Source organism: Nitratireductor indicus C115 (assembly GCF_000300515.1).
Lineage (GTDB): Bacteria > Pseudomonadota > Alphaproteobacteria > Rhizobiales > Rhizobiaceae > Nitratireductor > Nitratireductor indicus.
Map to the genome: position 1 here is coordinate 1 of NZ_AMSI01000016.1, position 15,364 is coordinate 15,364.

Genomic DNA, 15,364 nt, shown 5'->3' on the forward strand with positions numbered 1-15,364 from the left:
TTCCGCGCCGAGAGGCGCATGGCGCGCGAACTGATGCGTGAGGGCGAGTTCGTCGAGATCTTCATCGACACGCCCTTCGAGGAATGCGCCCGACGCGACCCCAAGGGCCTCTATGCAAAAGCCCTCAAAGGCGAAATCAAGAACTTCACAGGTGTCGATTCACCCTATGAGACGCCAGACAAGGCTGATATTCACCTGCCGACAGCCGGGCGCGCACCGGAAGAGCTTGCCGAGGAAATCGAGGCATGGCTCAGGGAGCGCGGCTACTGCTGACGGGTTCGCCTGGAAGGCAGCAACGGCGTTGCACGAACGCGGCAAAGGGATCGGAGACCGATTGTTTCATCGCGCGCGGGATGAGCGATTTGTAGAGAGGGTGATTGGCAGCCAATGGGCATGATGAAGGACGACGCGGCGCTTCTGGCGTTTTTCGAGGAACTGGCGGTGGCGGCCGGTCTGGAGATCATGCGCTACTACGAGGCGGGTTGCGAGGTCGAGCAGAAATCCGACGACACGCCCGTTACCGCCGCCGACCGCGCCGCTGAGAGCATCATTCTGGATGGGTTTGCCAGGGCTGGCCTCGGAACGCCCTGCGTGTCGGAGGAAGCAGCCTCCAGCGGGGTTATTCCTGCGTGCGATGCAGGCGGCTTCCTGCTGGTGGACCCGCTGGACGGCACACGTGAATTCATAGCCCGCCGACCGGACTTCACCGTCAATATCGGACTTATACGCGATGGCGCGCCCGCCCTCGGCGTGGTTTTCGCGCCTGCGCGCAATCTCCTGTATTCCGGGCGACCGGGTGTTGCCTATGAGGTTGCGCTGGTGGATGGAAAGATGGCGGAGCGCCGTGAAATTCGCGTAAGATCGATGCGCACCCCTCCGGCAATCGTTGCGAGCCGTTCGCATCTCACCGACGAAACGCGCGCCTTCATCAATCGCCACGAAGGCGCTGAGACTGTTTCCATCGGCTCGTCGCTGAAGTTCTGCATTATCGCGCGCGGGGATGCCGATCTTTATCCCCGTTTCGGCCGTACCATGCAGTGGGACACCGCTGCCGGCGATGCGGTTCTGCGGGCAGCGGGCGGCCGCGCGCTGACCGTTGAGGGCGAACCGCTCACCTACGGGCCGAAAGGCGGCGGTCAGGGGCTGGACGCTTTTGCAAGTCCGCATTTCATTGCGGAAGGCGCGTCTGCCTGAAACATGGTTCCGCGGAGCTTCGGCTCAGGCCTGCAACGCTCTATCCAAGCTCGTGTTTCCAGGGTGGGTTTGCGCCCGCCCGCGAGACAGTGACGGCGGCAGCTCTGGCGGCAAAGCCTATCGCCTCTTTGAGGGCTGCCGCGTCCTGCCGCGCAATCGTGTTTTTGCTTAGATGCCTCTTGTGGCTCAAAGCCGCGAGAAGAGCGCCGTTGAACGTGTCGCCCGCGCCGACCGTATCCACGACCTGTACGGGGTGCGCGGGAACGAAGATTCTGTGATCTTTGGAATAGGCAGTCGCGCCTTTGCCGCCATCGGTGATGATGACGAGCCGTGGACCCCGGTCCAGCCAGCGTATGGCAATTTCATCCATCTCGCCCGGCTCCTCGAACCAGGCGAGATCGTCGGCGGAGATTTTCACGATGTCGGCGAGCGCGATCATGCGGGCGATGCGGGCACGATGCGCCTGCGGATCGCCGATGAAGGCGGGGCGGATATTGGGATCGAGCATGGTGACCCGCACGGCGCTTTCACGCTGCATCAGCGCCTCATAGGCTGAGCCGCAGGGCTCCGACACGAGGCTGATGCCGCCGAACAGAAGTGCTTCCACATCTTCGCCGAGCAGGGGAATATCCGACGGCGCGATCATGCGTCCGGCCGTGTTTTCGTCATAGAAGCGGTAATCGGCCTGTCCATCGGTCAGGGTGACGAAGGCGAGTGTCGTCGGGCGGCTGGAAAAGAGGGCATGGCGTAAATCCACGTGGCTTTCTTCCAGTTTCGCGCGCAGCATGTCTCCGAAGAGATCGTCGGAGAGCCCGGTGAAGAAGCCGCACGCAACGCCCAGTCTGGCGGCAGCGATCGCGCTGTTGAACACGGAACCGCCGGCATAGGGTGAAAACGCCGGTTCGCCTCCTATCGTGCTGCGCGGCAGCATGTCGATCAGGGCTTCGCCACAGCACAGGATCATGAAACGCCTCCCTTTGTGTTGCCAAGGGAGTAGCCGGGCAAAGGGGGCTTGGCAACCGGATAGCGGCCCCGGCATTTCGCCGAGGAGCCGGATGGGGGCCGGGATTGTTCCCCAGTGGGCTTGCCAGTGGGTTCATCAGTGAAAATTGCGCCCCTTTGGCAGGACCCGGACATTGCGCGGGTGACGCCAGAGATTGGGTTCGGCCGGTCGAGCAGGTTGTCCTTCGCGGCTTGCCGGATCCTGCATGGCTTCCATGAGTTGCGGGGTGAGATCGATGAGACGCCGGGCAACCACGTGGATCACCTCGCGCTCCTTTTGCAGGATGCCCTCGACGGCCACCATGCGTGCACCAAAGACGACGCGCCGGAATTTTTCGAAAACGCGCGGCCAGACGATGGCATTGGCGATGCCAGTTTCATCCTCGAGCGTCATGAAAATTACGCCGCTGGCCGTGCCCGGTCTTTGCCGTACCAGAACGAGCCCAGCCACCCGCACGAAGCGGCCTGCGGGCAGGTGCGCGAGCTGTCGGGTCTCGACAATGCGCTGGCGTTTCAGGCGCCCGCGCAGAAACGAGGCAGGATGCGCCTTCAGGGAAAGGCCAAGCGTTCCGTAATCTTCCACCACATGTTCGCCGGGCAGGAGGGGAGGCAGATCGACCTTCTCTTCTGCCTGAAGCGGCGCAGAGACGGTGGATGCCGCTTGTGCGAAAAGCGGTAGCTCCTCCGCGGCGGTGCGCACGCCCTGATGGCCGCTGAGGCCGCGGACTTCCCATAAGGCGGCGCGCCGGTCGAGCCCCATCGAGCGGAAAGCATCGGCCTCGGCCAGCTGGCGCAGTGTGAACATGTCGATGCGCGACCGGAAATAGACCTCGCGCACGCTGGAAAACCCGGAGCCGCGGGCCGCGACGATCTTCTTTGCCGCCTCGTCACGAAGACCATCCACCTGCTGCAGACCGAGACGCAGCGCATGACCGACGGGGCCGGGTTTCGAAGCCTCTTCAATCGTGTGTTCCCATTGGCTGTGATTGATGTCGACCGGCAGCACTTCGCCGCCGTGATCCTTCAGGTCGCGCACGATGGAGGAGGCGGAATAAAAGCCCATGGGCTGCGAGTTGAGGAGGGCGCAGGCAAAGACATCGGGATAGTGGCATTTGAGAAAGGAGGAGGCATAGGCAAGCAGGGCGAAGCTCGCCGAATGGCTTTCGGGAAAACCATATTCACTGAACCCCTTCATCTGGTTGAAGCAGCGCTCGGCGAATTCCGGGGGGTAGCCATTGGCAAGCATGCCGTTGAGGAAATCCTCGCGAAACGTGTCGATGGTGCCCGTGCGGCGGAAACTGGCCATGGCGCGGCGCAGCCGGTCGGCCTTGGCCGGCGAGAAGCCCGCCGCAACGATGGCGATCTTCATGGCCTGTTCCTGGAACAGGGGAACGCCATAGGTTTTCTGAAGGACGGCGCGCAGGGCCTCAGACGGATAGTCGACGGGTTCCTGTCTGTTGCGCCGGCGCAGATAGGGATGGACCATGTCACCCTGGATGGGGCCTGGGCGCACGATGGCGATCTCGATGACGAGGTCGTAGAAATTTTCTGGCCGCAGGCGCGGCAGCATGGACATCTGCGCCCGGCTCTCGATCTGGAAGACGCCGATCGTATCGGCTCGCTGGATCATTGCATAGGTCGGCCCGTCGTCGCGCGGCAGCGAGGCCAGTGTTTCGCTGCGCCCGTAATGGACGCGCAGGAGGTCGAAGCTCTTGCGCAGGCAGGTGAGCATGCCGAGCGATAGGACATCGACCTTGAGAATGCCGAGCGCATCGAGATCGTCCTTGTCCCATTCCACCATGGTGCGGTCCTTCATGGCCGCATTGGCGATGGGAACGATCTCGCTGAGCGGCGAATTGGTGAGCACGAAACCGCCCACATGCTGCGAAAGATGGCGGGGAAAACCGATCAGCTGCCCGATGAGCAGGAGGGTCTGGCGCAGGCGCGGATCGCTCGGGTCGAGGCCCGCCTCGCGAAGCTGGGCGCCGGCCGGGGTCTTTTCCGAATGCCCCCAGACGAGACCGGTCATGGCCGAGACCACATCCGGCGAAAGCCCCATGGCCTTGCCGGCCTCGCGCACGGCGCTGCGTGTACGGTAGGAGATGACGGTCGCGGTAAGGCTTGCGCGGTGGCGTCCATATTTGCTGTAGATGTGCTGCATCACCTCTTCGCGTCGCTGATGCTCGAAATCGACATCGATATCCGGCGGTTCCCCGCGTTCAGCCGAGATGAAACGTTCGAAGAGCAGGTCGATCTCGTTGGGGTTGACGGATGTGACCCCCAGGCAGAAGCAAACGACGGAATTGGCCGCCGAACCGCGCCCCTGGCACAGAATGGGTGGTTCGCGCGTGCGGGCGAACTGGACAATATCGTTCACCGTGAGGAAATAGGCCGCATAATCGAGCTTTCCGATGAGTTCCAGCTCGTGGGCGATCATGCCCCTGATCTTGTCGGGAATGGCGCCGTTGAAGCGGGCTTGTGCGCCGAGCCATGTCAGACGCTCAAGCTCTTCCTGCGGCGTAGCGCTCTCGCCGCAGGATTCTTCAGGATAGTCGTAAGAGAGTTTGCCGAGCGAGAAATCGCAATCGCGCATGATGTCGACGGAACGGGCGATGGCATCTTCGTGTCCGATAAGAAGGCGCGTCATTTCGGCGGGGGACTTCAGGTGCCGCTCCGCATTGCGCTCCAGGCGAAAGCCTGCTTCATCGATGGTGCAATGCTCGCGAATACAGGTGAGGAGATCCTGCAAGGGCCTGCGCGCCGGCGTGTGATAGAGCACGTCGTTCGTTGCCACGAGGGGCGTGCCGCATGCCGTGGAGAGCGCCTCGAGGCGTTGTTGTCGCGCCTTGTCGTTGGCCCTGCGGTAAGGGGTGAGGGCGAGATATGTCGCGCCCGGAAAAAGGCGGGACAATCGGCGCAACCCCGTTTCGAAATCCATATCGAAATCATAAGGCGGCATGGCTATAAGGCGCTGCCCTTTTCCGAGCAGGGAAAGATCGTCGAAGCCGAGATGGCATTCGCCCTTGCCTGCTTTGCGGTTACCGGCAGTGAGGAGTTGCGTGAGGCGTCCATAGGCGGCCCTGCCGGTCGGAAAGCAGAGCGCTTCGAACCCGCAGGTAAGCGCAAGCCGCACACCGACGACCAGGCGAATATTCTGTTCCCTTGCTTCCACATGTGCACGCACTGCACCCGCCAGGGAATTGCGGTCGGCGATGCCAATTGCCGTAAGGCCGAGCTGGGCAGCCGTGGAAACGAGCTCGCGCGGGTGCGAGCCGCCGCGCAGGAAGCTGAAATTGCTGGTCACGCCGAGTTCGGCGAAGTGTGGGATGTTCGGAACCCCGCTCATGCGAAGACACCGTGAATGAACCAGCGCGGCATGTCCCCGCCGCGCTCATAAAGCCCGTCGCGGAACAGCCAGAAACGCCGGCCGGCCTCATCCTCTATACGATAATAATCGCGCGTCTTGCGGCTGGCGCCGAGGGGTGCGCGCCACCATTCAGGCGCGATCCGCTCCGGACCTTCCGCGTTTATGACCCGATGCGAGACGCGTCGCCACTCGAAGCGGGTGGGCGGGCCGTCTGGCACCCCCGCAAGGGTGTTGACCGGTTCGGGCACGGCGAAGAGAAAAAGCGGGCGGGCGAAGGCCGCGCCGTCCTGCACCATGCGCGCATGCGCTCGCCAGTCATGGCTGCGGGCCGGCTTCAGGACGCAGGCATTGCGACTTGCCCTTTCCGGCAGGTAGCTTTGCTGGGGCAGGGGGCGTGTGACATTTGAGGCGCCGAACCGGTTGACGAGACGGTCGAGCAGTGGCGCGATGTCGTTATCGGTCTGCTCGCTCATGTCGAGATCGCCTTGCCGGGCTGCCAGATTTTCCACGGACGGAGCCGTGAGGTCCGCTGCCTCGAAGCCGAAGCCTGCGCGATCCTCGATCCGGTCCAGCCGCTCGCCGAGGAGGCGGGCGATATGCCGGGCATCGCGGGTTGGCGTGCTGGTGGCAAGGGCAAGGCTCTCGAACCAGCCATCGACGCGAAACAAACGCAGTTCCAGCCGCCGCGCGCCCTTGGCTGCGGTTTCAAGTTGTGCGGCGATATCTTCCGCAAGGCGCCTGATGGCGATCTCGATGGCTTCCAGCGTGATGATGGGCTCGGCAAAACGGCATTGGACGCGGTGAAGCGTGGGCGGATTTAACGGGCGGAAACTCTCTTCCTCATGACCCAGAGCCTCATCGAGCCGACGCAGCGCCAGAGCGCCGAAACGCGCGGCAAGCGGTGCGCGCGGCTTGCCGATGAGATCGCCGATCCGCCTGAGGCCAAGCTTTTCCATGGCCGAAAGTGTCGTCTCTTCAAGGCGTAATGCGGCGATGGGCAGCGGTGCCAGCATGGCGGCAAGGTCCATGCGCGCAACGATCAGATGCGGTGCGGGTCCATGGCGCGCCAGCCCCCACGCCGCGCCGATTGTAGGAGCGATGACAAGCCGGGCCCCAAGGCCAAAATGCGTCAATCTTCGTGCAAGCAATTCGGCAAGCCCCTCTTCTCCGCCGAAAAGATGGGCGCAGCCCGTAATGTCGAGGCTGACGCCGTCCGGCGCGTCAGGACGCGTGTAAGGAGAGAGGCATTGACACCAGAGCGCCAGGCGGGCGAGCGCGCGCTCATCGCCTCGCGGGTCGGCATGGGCGATTTGAAGGGCAGGATGGATGGCGCGTGCATCAGCCAATGCCATGCCCCGGGTGAGGCCGAGACGCTCTGCCGCCGGGCTGAGGGCCGTAAGGCGCTGGCCGCTGTCGCTTGCCGTAACCAGCGCAAAGGGCATGGAGGCTGCGTCACGAAGCCTGTGCCCATCGGGAGGAAGGCGTGATGGCTTTCCATACCGGCGCTCGATCGGCCACCGGGGCAGGAAGACGGAAAGAAAGCGTTTCATGGTCCCATTCCACATCCCAGCGTCCGGGCAAACCTTTCCGGGCTTTGAGAAGATCGAGCCGCCAGCGCGGCGTGGCGGCATCGGCGACGGGATCGCCGGGTAGGGCGGCAACCGACCAGCGGGTTTCGGCGGCTGTGCTTTCGCCTTCATCCCTCCTGCCACGCAGGATGAAGGCTGTTACGCCAAGCCGTGCAGCGCGCATGGAAAGACGCCGGCTGGCGGCAAAGTCATACCCTCGCGCTGTTTCCGGGAATATGCCGAAAACGGCCGCAAGTCGTGCGTGGCCGAGCCCTTCTTCAAGTGCCCAGAGAACATCGACGGGTTTGGAAGCGCGCAGCAGGACAAGCCGGGCAGGGTCGAAGCCGAGGGCGGCAAGGCCCAGCGGATAAAGCGCGCCATGTTCGGCTTCTCCATGGCCAGGCGTTACCCATAGGGCGATTCCCGGCCGCTGCTGTGTGAGACGCGCAAGCAGACAGGCACCGAAACCCACTGCCGCCGCGAAATCGCCGGCAGTGTCAGGCTGTACTTCATGCACTGCGCCTGTTTGCAATCCATGGGCAGGGAGGGCCGCGTCGAGTGTTGCCGCACCCATCGGAACGATGGGCCGGCGCAAGGGCGTCAGTCTCTCCTGGGTGGCGATGCGCCGGCGCAGTGTCTCTATATCTAAAGCTTGTTTCATGGCGGCGCGGTTCCATCAATTCCGGCCGGGCAGAACCTGCACCCAGGCAGGCGGATGTGTTTTTTGCGGCCACGCGCAAAGGCGCGCCGGCATGGGGCGGCATTTCAGGGCCAGCGGCCTGTCGGCCATGGTGAGCGATACATCCAGCATACCGCATCATAAGAACAAAAAGAGAACAAATCAATCGCCGCGATGAATGGTGAAGGCTATGGCTTTGGAAAACCGGGGCGAGCCTCGGGACGATATTTCATCTTCCTGTCCTGTAAGCTGGAGCGGAGGCAGTGGCATTGTCAGCGCGCCGCAAATACGCGGATTGTGGATCTTTGGAAGTGCATTGAAAACGAAAGGGCCGCCAGACGATCTGCGCCGGATAACGGCTTGCACGATCTGTCTGACGGCCCTGCTCCAGCGTTCTTTTGACGCTTTTCTGGAGAGTCCCCTCCGGACTCGCCCATACGAAGCATCAAACGTGCCAGTTTCGGAGAGATTTATTTTTCCATTTATTTACAAGACTTTGTCGGAAATCTTCATTGAAACCGAGTTGGCTATGCCTCGCCCGACATGGATAAGGTACGAGCAGGTCGCGTAAATTTTAGGCAATCTGGAAAATGCTCATTGGAGTAGCAGTCGTCTTGGCAAGAAACGGGTCGCGCGTGCGGATCGATTGGTGAAGATCGGGTGTCAACGAGGAAGTCCGCCATGCTCGAGCTTGCGATCGCCCTTATCGTGTTCCTGTTCCCACTGGCCTACAGCCCGGGACCCGGCAATATGTTTTTTGCTGCAAATGGCGCGCGTTTTGGCCTGAAAGCGACCTTTCCGGCAAATGCCGGCTACCATCTGGCGACGTGGTCGGTCACGGCGGCGATCGGATTGGGTTTCGCCGCGATTCTGGAGGCGCAGCCGGGCTTTTTCACGGTCATAAAATGGGCCGGCTCAGCTTATGTTCTCTATCTTGCCTACCGGCTGTACCGGGCAGGTGCTGCGGGAGGTGGAGAAGATGCGCGCCCGGCCGGTTTCATGGATGGGGTCATCCTGCTTCTGCTCAACCCGAAGGCCTATGTGATCATCGCGCTGATGTTTTCGCAATTCCTGGCTGGACGCGAGACGGACCATCTGGTGGCGGTGCTTCTGATTGCGACAGTCTTCACGCTCAACAATTTTGTCGCCTTCATTGTCTGGACACTGGCCGGAGACAGGATTGCCCTGCGCTTCCGCGATCCCGGACAAGCGCGCCGCCTGAACGCTATCTTCGCTTTCACACTGGCCGCCGTCGCAATCTGGATGTTGCTCTGAAGGGGGAAGCTGGGCGCGGTCGATCATTCATCCGCGTTGCCATGGGTCATCTGCTGCGTCGCTCTTCCAGAAGCTCGATCTGGATTTCCTGAATTTCGGCCAGCCGCTCCCACTGGCGCGCCAATTGATGATCGATCTTCTCATGCAGCTGGCGGATTTCCAGTTCGGCCTTGAGGTTGATCTTGTAATCATTCTCGCTGCGGATGCGGTCTTTCGTGTCCTGCCGGTTCTGGCTCATCATGATGATGGGAGCCTGTATGGCGGCGAGGCAGGAGAGGGCGAGATTGAGCAGGATGAAGGGGTAAGGATCGAATGGCTTGAAGAGCAGTGCGGACACATTCAGGCTCATCCAAACGATGATGACGAGGCCGAAGATGACGATGAAGGTCCAGGAGCCGCCGAAGGTGGCGACGCGATCCGCCAATCTTTCTCCAAAGCTGGAGTGTTCGGCGATGGCCTCGCTTTCCGGGCGCGTTATGAGCTCGCCCTTTTCCATGCTGTCGAGCACTTCCTGCTCGAGCCGGCCGAGTTCACCTCGTTCGTCCACCAGAAGATGTTCCACATAGGCGCGGCGGAACCTGCCCATGTCGGGCTTGCAGATGAATTTGCCTTCTTCCCAGCCGGGATGCTCGCTCTGGATGAGGGCGCTGATGCCGGGACGCACCGAGGCGTAAGGCAAAAGCTGTCTGGCGGGAAATTCCTTCCCACAGACATGGCATTTATGCTGGTTTCGGGCAGGCATGTGCGTCCGGCAGGAAGAAAAGCTACAAGGCTCTACTCTAGCGCGGTTCGGTCGATTGCGCCATGAACCTCGAACAGGCAAGGGCCCAAGCGCCGAACGTCGGCACTTTCAAACTGGGTATAGAATGCAGGAAAAACTGGTCGGAGTGGCAGGATTCGAACCTGCGACCCCCTCGTCCCGAACGAGGTGCGCTACCAGGCTGCGCTACACTCCGTGACCAGACGGCGGGCTTATAGCCGCCACGTTTCAACTCTGCAAGATCAAACCGACGCAAACGGAATTTTCATGCCCGTATTTCTCCTGAGAGCGCATGAGAGCAAGGAAGTCAGAAGGTGCGATTGTTCGCGATCGTCACATGCGCAAAGCCTTCGCCGCCGTTAAGGGAGAGATCGCCTGAGACGGCATCTTTCCAGCGAAATCCGACGATTGCCCCTCGAGGTGTTTCCTCGAAAACATTGCCGGTGATGACCGCCGCGCCGGTTCCCTCGACCACTGAAAGGGCAATGCCGACGGGCGTCGTGCGGATTACGTTTCCGCTGGCTGAAACATTGCGCATGAATGGTCCCCAGCCGATCCTGATGCCCGCCAGGGGCGCATTTTCGATCACATTGCCGGTGATGGCGGCGTCGGCTTCAACACTGATTCCAACGCCGAAACCGGCAAGCGGGGAGGGGTAGGGGGCCTTGTCTGAAAGATTGCGCACGATGTTGCCGCTGCACGTGGAAAGCCGCCCGCCACGGTCGAAATTGGCGATGGAGATACCGTGCGCCGCGCCATCGACGATATTGTTGGCGATGACCGCGCCCTGAAACGCGAATTCCGCATAGAGCGCCGTTTCGCCTGAGCGCAGGCAGGTGTTGTCGCTGATCAGAAAATTACCGGCGCTGTTGCCCCGGATGGCTGAAAAGGCGCAATCGGCAATCTCGTTGCCGTTCACCCGGACATTGTCGGCGCGATAGGCGTTGATGCCGTTCCCATATTGACCGGTTCCACCACGGTCGGCCCGGATGCGAGCGACGCGGTTGCCTGTGATGCTTGTACCATCCTCACCGGGCGCGCTGCGGTGAACGAGAATGCCGCCATTGCCGCAATCGGTGACGTTATTCCCCTCGATGGAAAGCCCCTTCGCGTCGAGGCAATAGAGCCCGTAATCCGCCGCGTCCGTTATGCGGCAATGCTCGATCCTGCCTGTAGCCTGTTCGAGCGCGGCGGCACTTGCTCCTGAACCTGCGATATCGCAGTCGTGAAGCAGAAGCTGTCGCACACCGCTGATGTCGAGAAGTGCTTTCGCATTGCCAAGAGGCGCATGAGCTCCGTCCAGCGTGATGCCTGAAAGAGAGAGGCGTTCAAGGCCGCGGCCTTGCAGGAAGACACCACCCCCATGAACGAGCTTGCTGGCGCCTGCAACGCCGATCAGACGCACGCGTTTCGGCAGGGCGGTGTCGGAAAGCAGATAGCGCCCCGGAGGGAGAAAGACAGGACTGTCTTTTTCTGCAGCATGCGCCAGAACAGCCGAAAACGCCTTGTTCTGGTTTTGAGAACTGGTTGGGTCCAGCCCGAATTCAGTTGCATTGAGTGCATCGGACAAGGCAGAGCGGGCCGGAGCCGCAAAGGTCATTGGCATTGAGAGGCCGAGAACGGCAAAGCCCGTGGTCGCTTTAAGGAGTTGGCGGCGGTTCATATTGGCACAGTTTCCCGTTTTCCAAGGCAGGGAAGCAGGTTCCATGCCGCGCCGGTTGCCTGCTGCGCTGGCTGGCTGGGAATTGTCGCATTCAGCACCATGCCCCGCATGCTTCCACCAAGGGCGCTACATGCGGGATATGAGGGCATGAAACGTGTCAGGCGCTTTCCAGAAGCCGGTCGAGCAGCTTCTCGGCGGCCTCCGGAATGACGGTGCCGGGCGGGAAGATTTCCGCAGCGCCTGCCTTGCGCACCGCGTCGAAATCGTCCGGCGGAATGACCCCGCCCGCCACCAGAAGAATATTACCGTGGCCGCGCCGCTCCAGCGCTTCCTTCAGTTCGGGAATAAGCGTCAGGTGCCCAGCGGCGAGCGACGAGGCGCCGACGATGTGCACGTCATTGTCGATGGCAAGCTCCGCAACTTCCTCCGGTGTCTGGAACATGGCGCCCACGGTGACGTCGAACCCCAGATCGCCGAATGCGGTGGCAATCACCTTCTGACCGCGATCATGTCCATCCTGCCCTATCTTGGCGATAAGGATGCGCGGCGGCGCTCCGGTCTTCTTGCGGAATGCTTCCACCTTCTCCTGCGTCCGGTCGACGGAGGGAAGATTGCCGACTTCCTTGCGGTAGACGCCGGAGATCGTGTGGATATCGGCCACATGACGCCCAAAGACCTTTTCGAGCGCCATGGAAATTTCGCCGACAGTGGCTTTCGCACGGGCAGCCCGCACGGCGAATTCGAGGAGGTTGCCGTCTCCGCCGGCAGCACGGGTGAGATCGGCGAGTGCGGCTTCGGTTGCCGCGACATCGCGCGTTCCCTTCAGTTCCTGAAGCTTGGCGAGCTGGCGTGCGCGCACCTCTGCATTGTCGACCTTGAGAACGTCGACAGCCGTGTCGGCCTCTGGCTGGAAGCTGTTGACGCCCACAACCATCTGTTCGCCGGAATCGATGCGCGCCTGCGTGCGCGCGGCGGCTTCTTCCACGCGCATCTTGGGGATGCCCTTCTCGATGGCGGCTGCCATGCCGCCAAGGCTCTCGACCTCCTCGATATGGGCAAGCGCCCGGTTCGCGAGGTCGTGCGTCAGGCGTTCCACGAAGAAGGAACCGCCCCAGGGATCGATCAGCCGTGTGGTGCCGGACTCTTTCTGGAGCACAAGCTGCGTGTTGCGGGCGATGCGGGCGGAATGGTCCGTCGGCAGCGCCAGCGCCTCATCGAACGCGTTGGTATGCAGGGACTGGGTGTGCCCCTGGGTTGCGGCCATCGCCTCGACCATCGTGCGCATGATGTTGTTGTGCGGATCCTGCGCGGTCAGCGACCAGCCGGAGGTCTGGCAATGGGTGCGCAGGGAGAGCGAGCGCTCATTCTTCGGTGCGAAATTCTTCTGCAGCAGCGTCGCCCACAGAAGGCGCGCGGCGCGCATCTTGGCCACTTCCATGAAGAAGTTCATGCCGATGGCCCAGAAGAAGGAGAGGCGAGGGGCAAAGCGATCTATGTCGAGACCGGCTGCAATGCCCGCGCGCGCATATTCTATGCCGTCGGCGATCGTGTAGGCGAGCTCAAGATCCGCTGTCGCACCGGCCTCCTGCATGTGGTAGCCGGAAATCGAGATGGAGTTGAATTTCGGCATGCGCTCCGCCGTATAGGAGAAGATGTCCGAAATGATCCGCATCGAGGGCTTGGGCGGATAGATATAGGTATTGCGGACCATGAACTCCTTCAGAATGTCATTCTGAATGGTGCCTGAGAGGTCCTTCTGCTGTACGCCCTGTTCTTCCGCCGCGACGATATAGAGCGCCATGATAGGCAGGACGGCGCCGTTCATCGTCATCGACACGCTCATCTTGTCGAGCGGGATGCCGTCGAAAAGCTGGCGCATGTCTAGGATGGAATCGATCGCCACCCCGGCCATACCCACATCGCCCGCCACGCGGGGGTGATCGCTGTCATAACCGCGATGTGTCGCCAGGTCGAATGCCACGGAAAGGCCCTTCTGGCCGGCTGCGAGATTGCGCCGGTAGAAGGCATTCGATTCCTCTGCCGTGGAGAAGCCAGCATATTGCCGGATGGTCCATGGCTGGCGCGCATACATGGTGGGGTAGGGACCCCGGATGAAGGGCGCAGCCCCCGGATAGGTGTCGAGGAAACGCAATCCCCGAAGGTCGCGCTCTCCATAGGATGAACGAATCTCGATCCCCTCCGGCGTCATTGCCGGGGAGCGCTCATCTTTCGATGGAGAGGAGGTTGGGACCGACCAGTCGATGCTGGAAAAGTCCGGAATCATGCACTGCCTCCGGTCAATTCGTCGATCCTCTGCACCAGAAGCGGCTTGCAGCGCACCACCGCCTCATGGGTGACGGGCTTGGGATCGGCGGGAAGGGTTTTCACTGGACGCTCTTCGGGAGCCGGGTAGAGCGTGGATCCGACAATCGGCTTCGATCCATCCTGAACGCTTTCGCGCCGGCGTTCGCGCACGGGGAGGATACGGTCCTGAATGCGGCCTGCCATGAGGCTGCGTAACACGCCGCCCTCGGTTTCAATGCGGCGGAATTCTTCCCATGCACGCTCGCACAGTTCTGCCGTCAGCGCCTCGATACCACCGGACCCGGCGGCGGGATCGGACACGAGGCCGAGATGGCTCTCGCCGGCGAGGATAAGCTGAGTGTTGCGTGCCAGCCTGCGGGCCGCCGGATCGGGCAGGCCATGGGCGATGGAATGTGGCAGCACCGAAATCGTATCGGCGCCCCCGACGATGGCAGAGAAGGCGGCAATCGTCGTGCGCAAGATGTTTGTCTCGGGATCCTTCGCCGTCATCATCCGGTAGGACGTTTCCGCATGGATCGTGGCCGGCGAGGGCTCGATGGAACAGGTTTCCTGAACGCGGGTCCACAACCGGCGCAGCGCCCGGATTTTGGCAATGGACAGGAACTGGTCCTGATCCACGCTGAGCGAGAAGCCGATATGCGGAGCTGCATAGACGAGCGGCTGCCGCGCCTGCTCAAACATGCGCAGATGCGAGACGGCGGAGGCCAGTATGATGCCGAGTTCCTGCGCCTCCGACGCGCCGGCATTGTGGAAGACGCGCCCGTCGCCCTCGAGCAGGATGCCGGGCAAATCCATCGCAAAGAAACCCGCGAAGGATTGCGGCATGGAGGCTTCCAGCGCCTCGATGGACATACGCAGTTGCCCCGATCCGGCAAAAGTGGCCGCCGGCGAAATGCCGAAGGACAGCGTCATGCGAGCGGGATTGATGCGCCGTTCGGTGAAGAGCTGCGTCAGCCAGTCGACGATGGCGCGGCTGTTGGGATTGGCGTCCATGCGCAGATGCATGTTGTGAAACGCAATTCCCTCAAGCGCCTTGGCGATGGCTTCCGGCGTTGGCGGCAGGCCGAAGCCGAAGGCATTCGGCGCATCGGCAAAGACCAGTGCCAGCCCGGTTGCTCCCTGGGCTACATCTTCCTTAGCCTGCCGGTTCGCTCGTTCCGGGTCGGTATCGTCGATGCGCTGCACGATGCTCCAGTCGGGCGTTGCCCGCGCACGCGTCAGCGGTGTTGCGTCCTTGGCGCGTTGATAGAGCGCTTGCATGGAGATGTCGTCGTCGGTCTGCCAGACAAGCCCTTCGGCACCCGATTCGCCTTTCAGCGATTCGCGCACAAGAGCCCGCCAGCCATCCTCGTCGATGCTGCGGAATTCAACTTTCTTAAGGATCGACCGATCCAACATCGCCTCCCATCTTGCCGAAGGCCGGTGCAGCGCAGCAAAGACGCAAGACACCCGGCGGGCATTGAACGGTAAGGGGAGTTTATGACGCCCATTCCGCCCCTGCAATGCGCCCTTGGAGGAATACCGCCGGGCG

At 61.9% G+C, this 15,364-nt stretch carries 11 protein-coding genes and 1 tRNA gene; 3 read left to right on the top strand and 9 right to left on the bottom strand.

Features of this window, described 5'->3' with window-relative positions; translation table 11 throughout:
- Both NA8A_RS19630 and cysQ read left to right on the top strand, forming a co-directional pair.
- Positions 1 to 273: adenylyl-sulfate kinase (locus NA8A_RS19630; RefSeq protein WP_009452130.1), on the top strand; the 273-nt coding region annotated here is incomplete at its 5' end.
- 114 nt (positions 274 to 387) lie between these two features.
- Entirely contained in the window at positions 388 to 1,194 is an 807-nt protein-coding gene (cysQ, locus tag NA8A_RS19635; protein ID WP_009452131.1) for a 3'(2'),5'-bisphosphate nucleotidase CysQ, read from the top strand.
- 40 nt (positions 1,195 to 1,234) lie between these two features.
- Here cysQ and NA8A_RS19640 read toward each other — a convergent pair whose 3' ends face one another.
- From NA8A_RS19640 to NA8A_RS19655, 4 genes are all read right to left on the bottom strand, one after another.
- Positions 1,235 to 2,158: a carbohydrate kinase family protein gene (locus NA8A_RS19640; RefSeq protein ID WP_009452132.1), complete on the bottom strand. Its 924-nt coding sequence runs from the start codon at positions 2,156 to 2,158 to the stop codon at positions 1,235 to 1,237.
- Between the two features lie 135 nt (positions 2,159 to 2,293).
- Entirely contained in the window at positions 2,294 to 5,542 is a 3,249-nt protein-coding gene (locus tag NA8A_RS19645; RefSeq protein WP_009452133.1) for an error-prone DNA polymerase, read from the bottom strand.
- Positions 5,539 to 7,113: a Y-family DNA polymerase gene (locus tag NA8A_RS19650; protein ID WP_040673173.1), complete on the bottom strand. Its 1,575-nt coding sequence runs from the start codon at positions 7,111 to 7,113 to the stop codon at positions 5,539 to 5,541. The genes NA8A_RS19645 and NA8A_RS19650 overlap by 4 nt, the downstream gene beginning before the upstream one ends.
- Positions 7,016 to 7,792, bottom strand: a complete 777-nt coding sequence (locus tag NA8A_RS19655) for an ImuA family protein (protein ID WP_040673175.1) — start codon at positions 7,790 to 7,792, stop codon at positions 7,016 to 7,018. Before NA8A_RS19655 ends, NA8A_RS19650 begins: the two co-directional genes overlap by 98 nt.
- Before the next feature lie 699 nt (positions 7,793 to 8,491).
- On the opposite strand from NA8A_RS19655, the gene NA8A_RS19660 reads away from it, so the two are divergent.
- A complete protein-coding gene (locus NA8A_RS19660) occupies positions 8,492 to 9,085 on the top strand; it encodes a LysE family translocator (protein ID WP_009452137.1) in 594 nt (197 codons plus the stop codon).
- 46 nt (positions 9,086 to 9,131) lie between these two features.
- Here NA8A_RS19660 and NA8A_RS19665 read toward each other — a convergent pair whose 3' ends face one another.
- The 5 genes from NA8A_RS19665 to NA8A_RS19685 form a co-directional block, all read right to left on the bottom strand.
- Positions 9,132 to 9,827: a DUF1003 domain-containing protein gene (locus tag NA8A_RS19665; protein WP_040673178.1), complete on the bottom strand. Its 696-nt coding sequence runs from the start codon at positions 9,825 to 9,827 to the stop codon at positions 9,132 to 9,134.
- 137 nt (positions 9,828 to 9,964) lie between these two features.
- Positions 9,965 to 10,041: transfer RNA gene (locus NA8A_RS19670), tRNA-Pro, on the bottom strand.
- 111 nt (positions 10,042 to 10,152) lie between these two features.
- Entirely contained in the window at positions 10,153 to 11,508 is a 1,356-nt protein-coding gene (locus NA8A_RS19675; RefSeq protein ID WP_009452139.1) for a TIGR03808 family TAT-translocated repetitive protein, read from the bottom strand.
- Between the two features lie 157 nt (positions 11,509 to 11,665).
- Positions 11,666 to 13,792, bottom strand: a complete 2,127-nt coding sequence (gene scpA, locus NA8A_RS19680; RefSeq protein WP_009452140.1) for a methylmalonyl-CoA mutase — start codon at positions 13,790 to 13,792, stop codon at positions 11,666 to 11,668.
- Positions 13,789 to 15,231 (bottom strand): methylmalonyl-CoA mutase subunit beta, encoded by a 1,443-nt coding sequence (locus NA8A_RS19685; protein ID WP_009452141.1) that lies wholly within the window; start codon positions 15,229 to 15,231, stop codon positions 13,789 to 13,791. Before NA8A_RS19685 ends, scpA begins: the two co-directional genes overlap by 4 nt.
- Between the last annotated feature and the right edge of the window lie 133 nt (positions 15,232 to 15,364).

Coding starts and splice junctions, on each gene's coding strand:
- cysQ (WP_009452131.1), top strand. CDS start 388: ATGGGCATGATGAAGGACGACGCGGCGCTTCTGGCGTTTTTCGAGGAA.
- NA8A_RS19640 (WP_009452132.1), bottom strand. CDS start 2,158: ATGATCCTGTGCTGTGGCGAAGCCCTGATCGACATGCTGCCGCGCAGC.
- NA8A_RS19650 (WP_040673173.1), bottom strand. CDS start 7,113: ATGAAACGCTTTCTTTCCGTCTTCCTGCCCCGGTGGCCGATCGAGCGC.
- NA8A_RS19655 (WP_040673175.1), bottom strand. CDS start 7,792: ATGAAACAAGCTTTAGATATAGAGACACTGCGCCGGCGCATCGCCACC.
- scpA (WP_009452140.1), bottom strand. CDS start 13,792: ATGATTCCGGACTTTTCCAGCATCGACTGGTCGGTCCCAACCTCCTCT.
- NA8A_RS19665 (WP_040673178.1), bottom strand. CDS start 9,827: ATGCCTGCCCGAAACCAGCATAAATGCCATGTCTGTGGGAAGGAATTT.
- NA8A_RS19685 (WP_009452141.1), bottom strand. CDS start 15,231: ATGTTGGATCGGTCGATCCTTAAGAAAGTTGAATTCCGCAGCATCGAC.
- NA8A_RS19660 (WP_009452137.1), top strand. CDS start 8,492: ATGCTCGAGCTTGCGATCGCCCTTATCGTGTTCCTGTTCCCACTGGCC.
- NA8A_RS19675 (WP_009452139.1), bottom strand. CDS start 11,508: ATGAACCGCCGCCAACTCCTTAAAGCGACCACGGGCTTTGCCGTTCTC.
- NA8A_RS19645 (WP_009452133.1), bottom strand. CDS start 5,542: ATGAGCGGGGTTCCGAACATCCCACACTTCGCCGAACTCGGCGTGACC.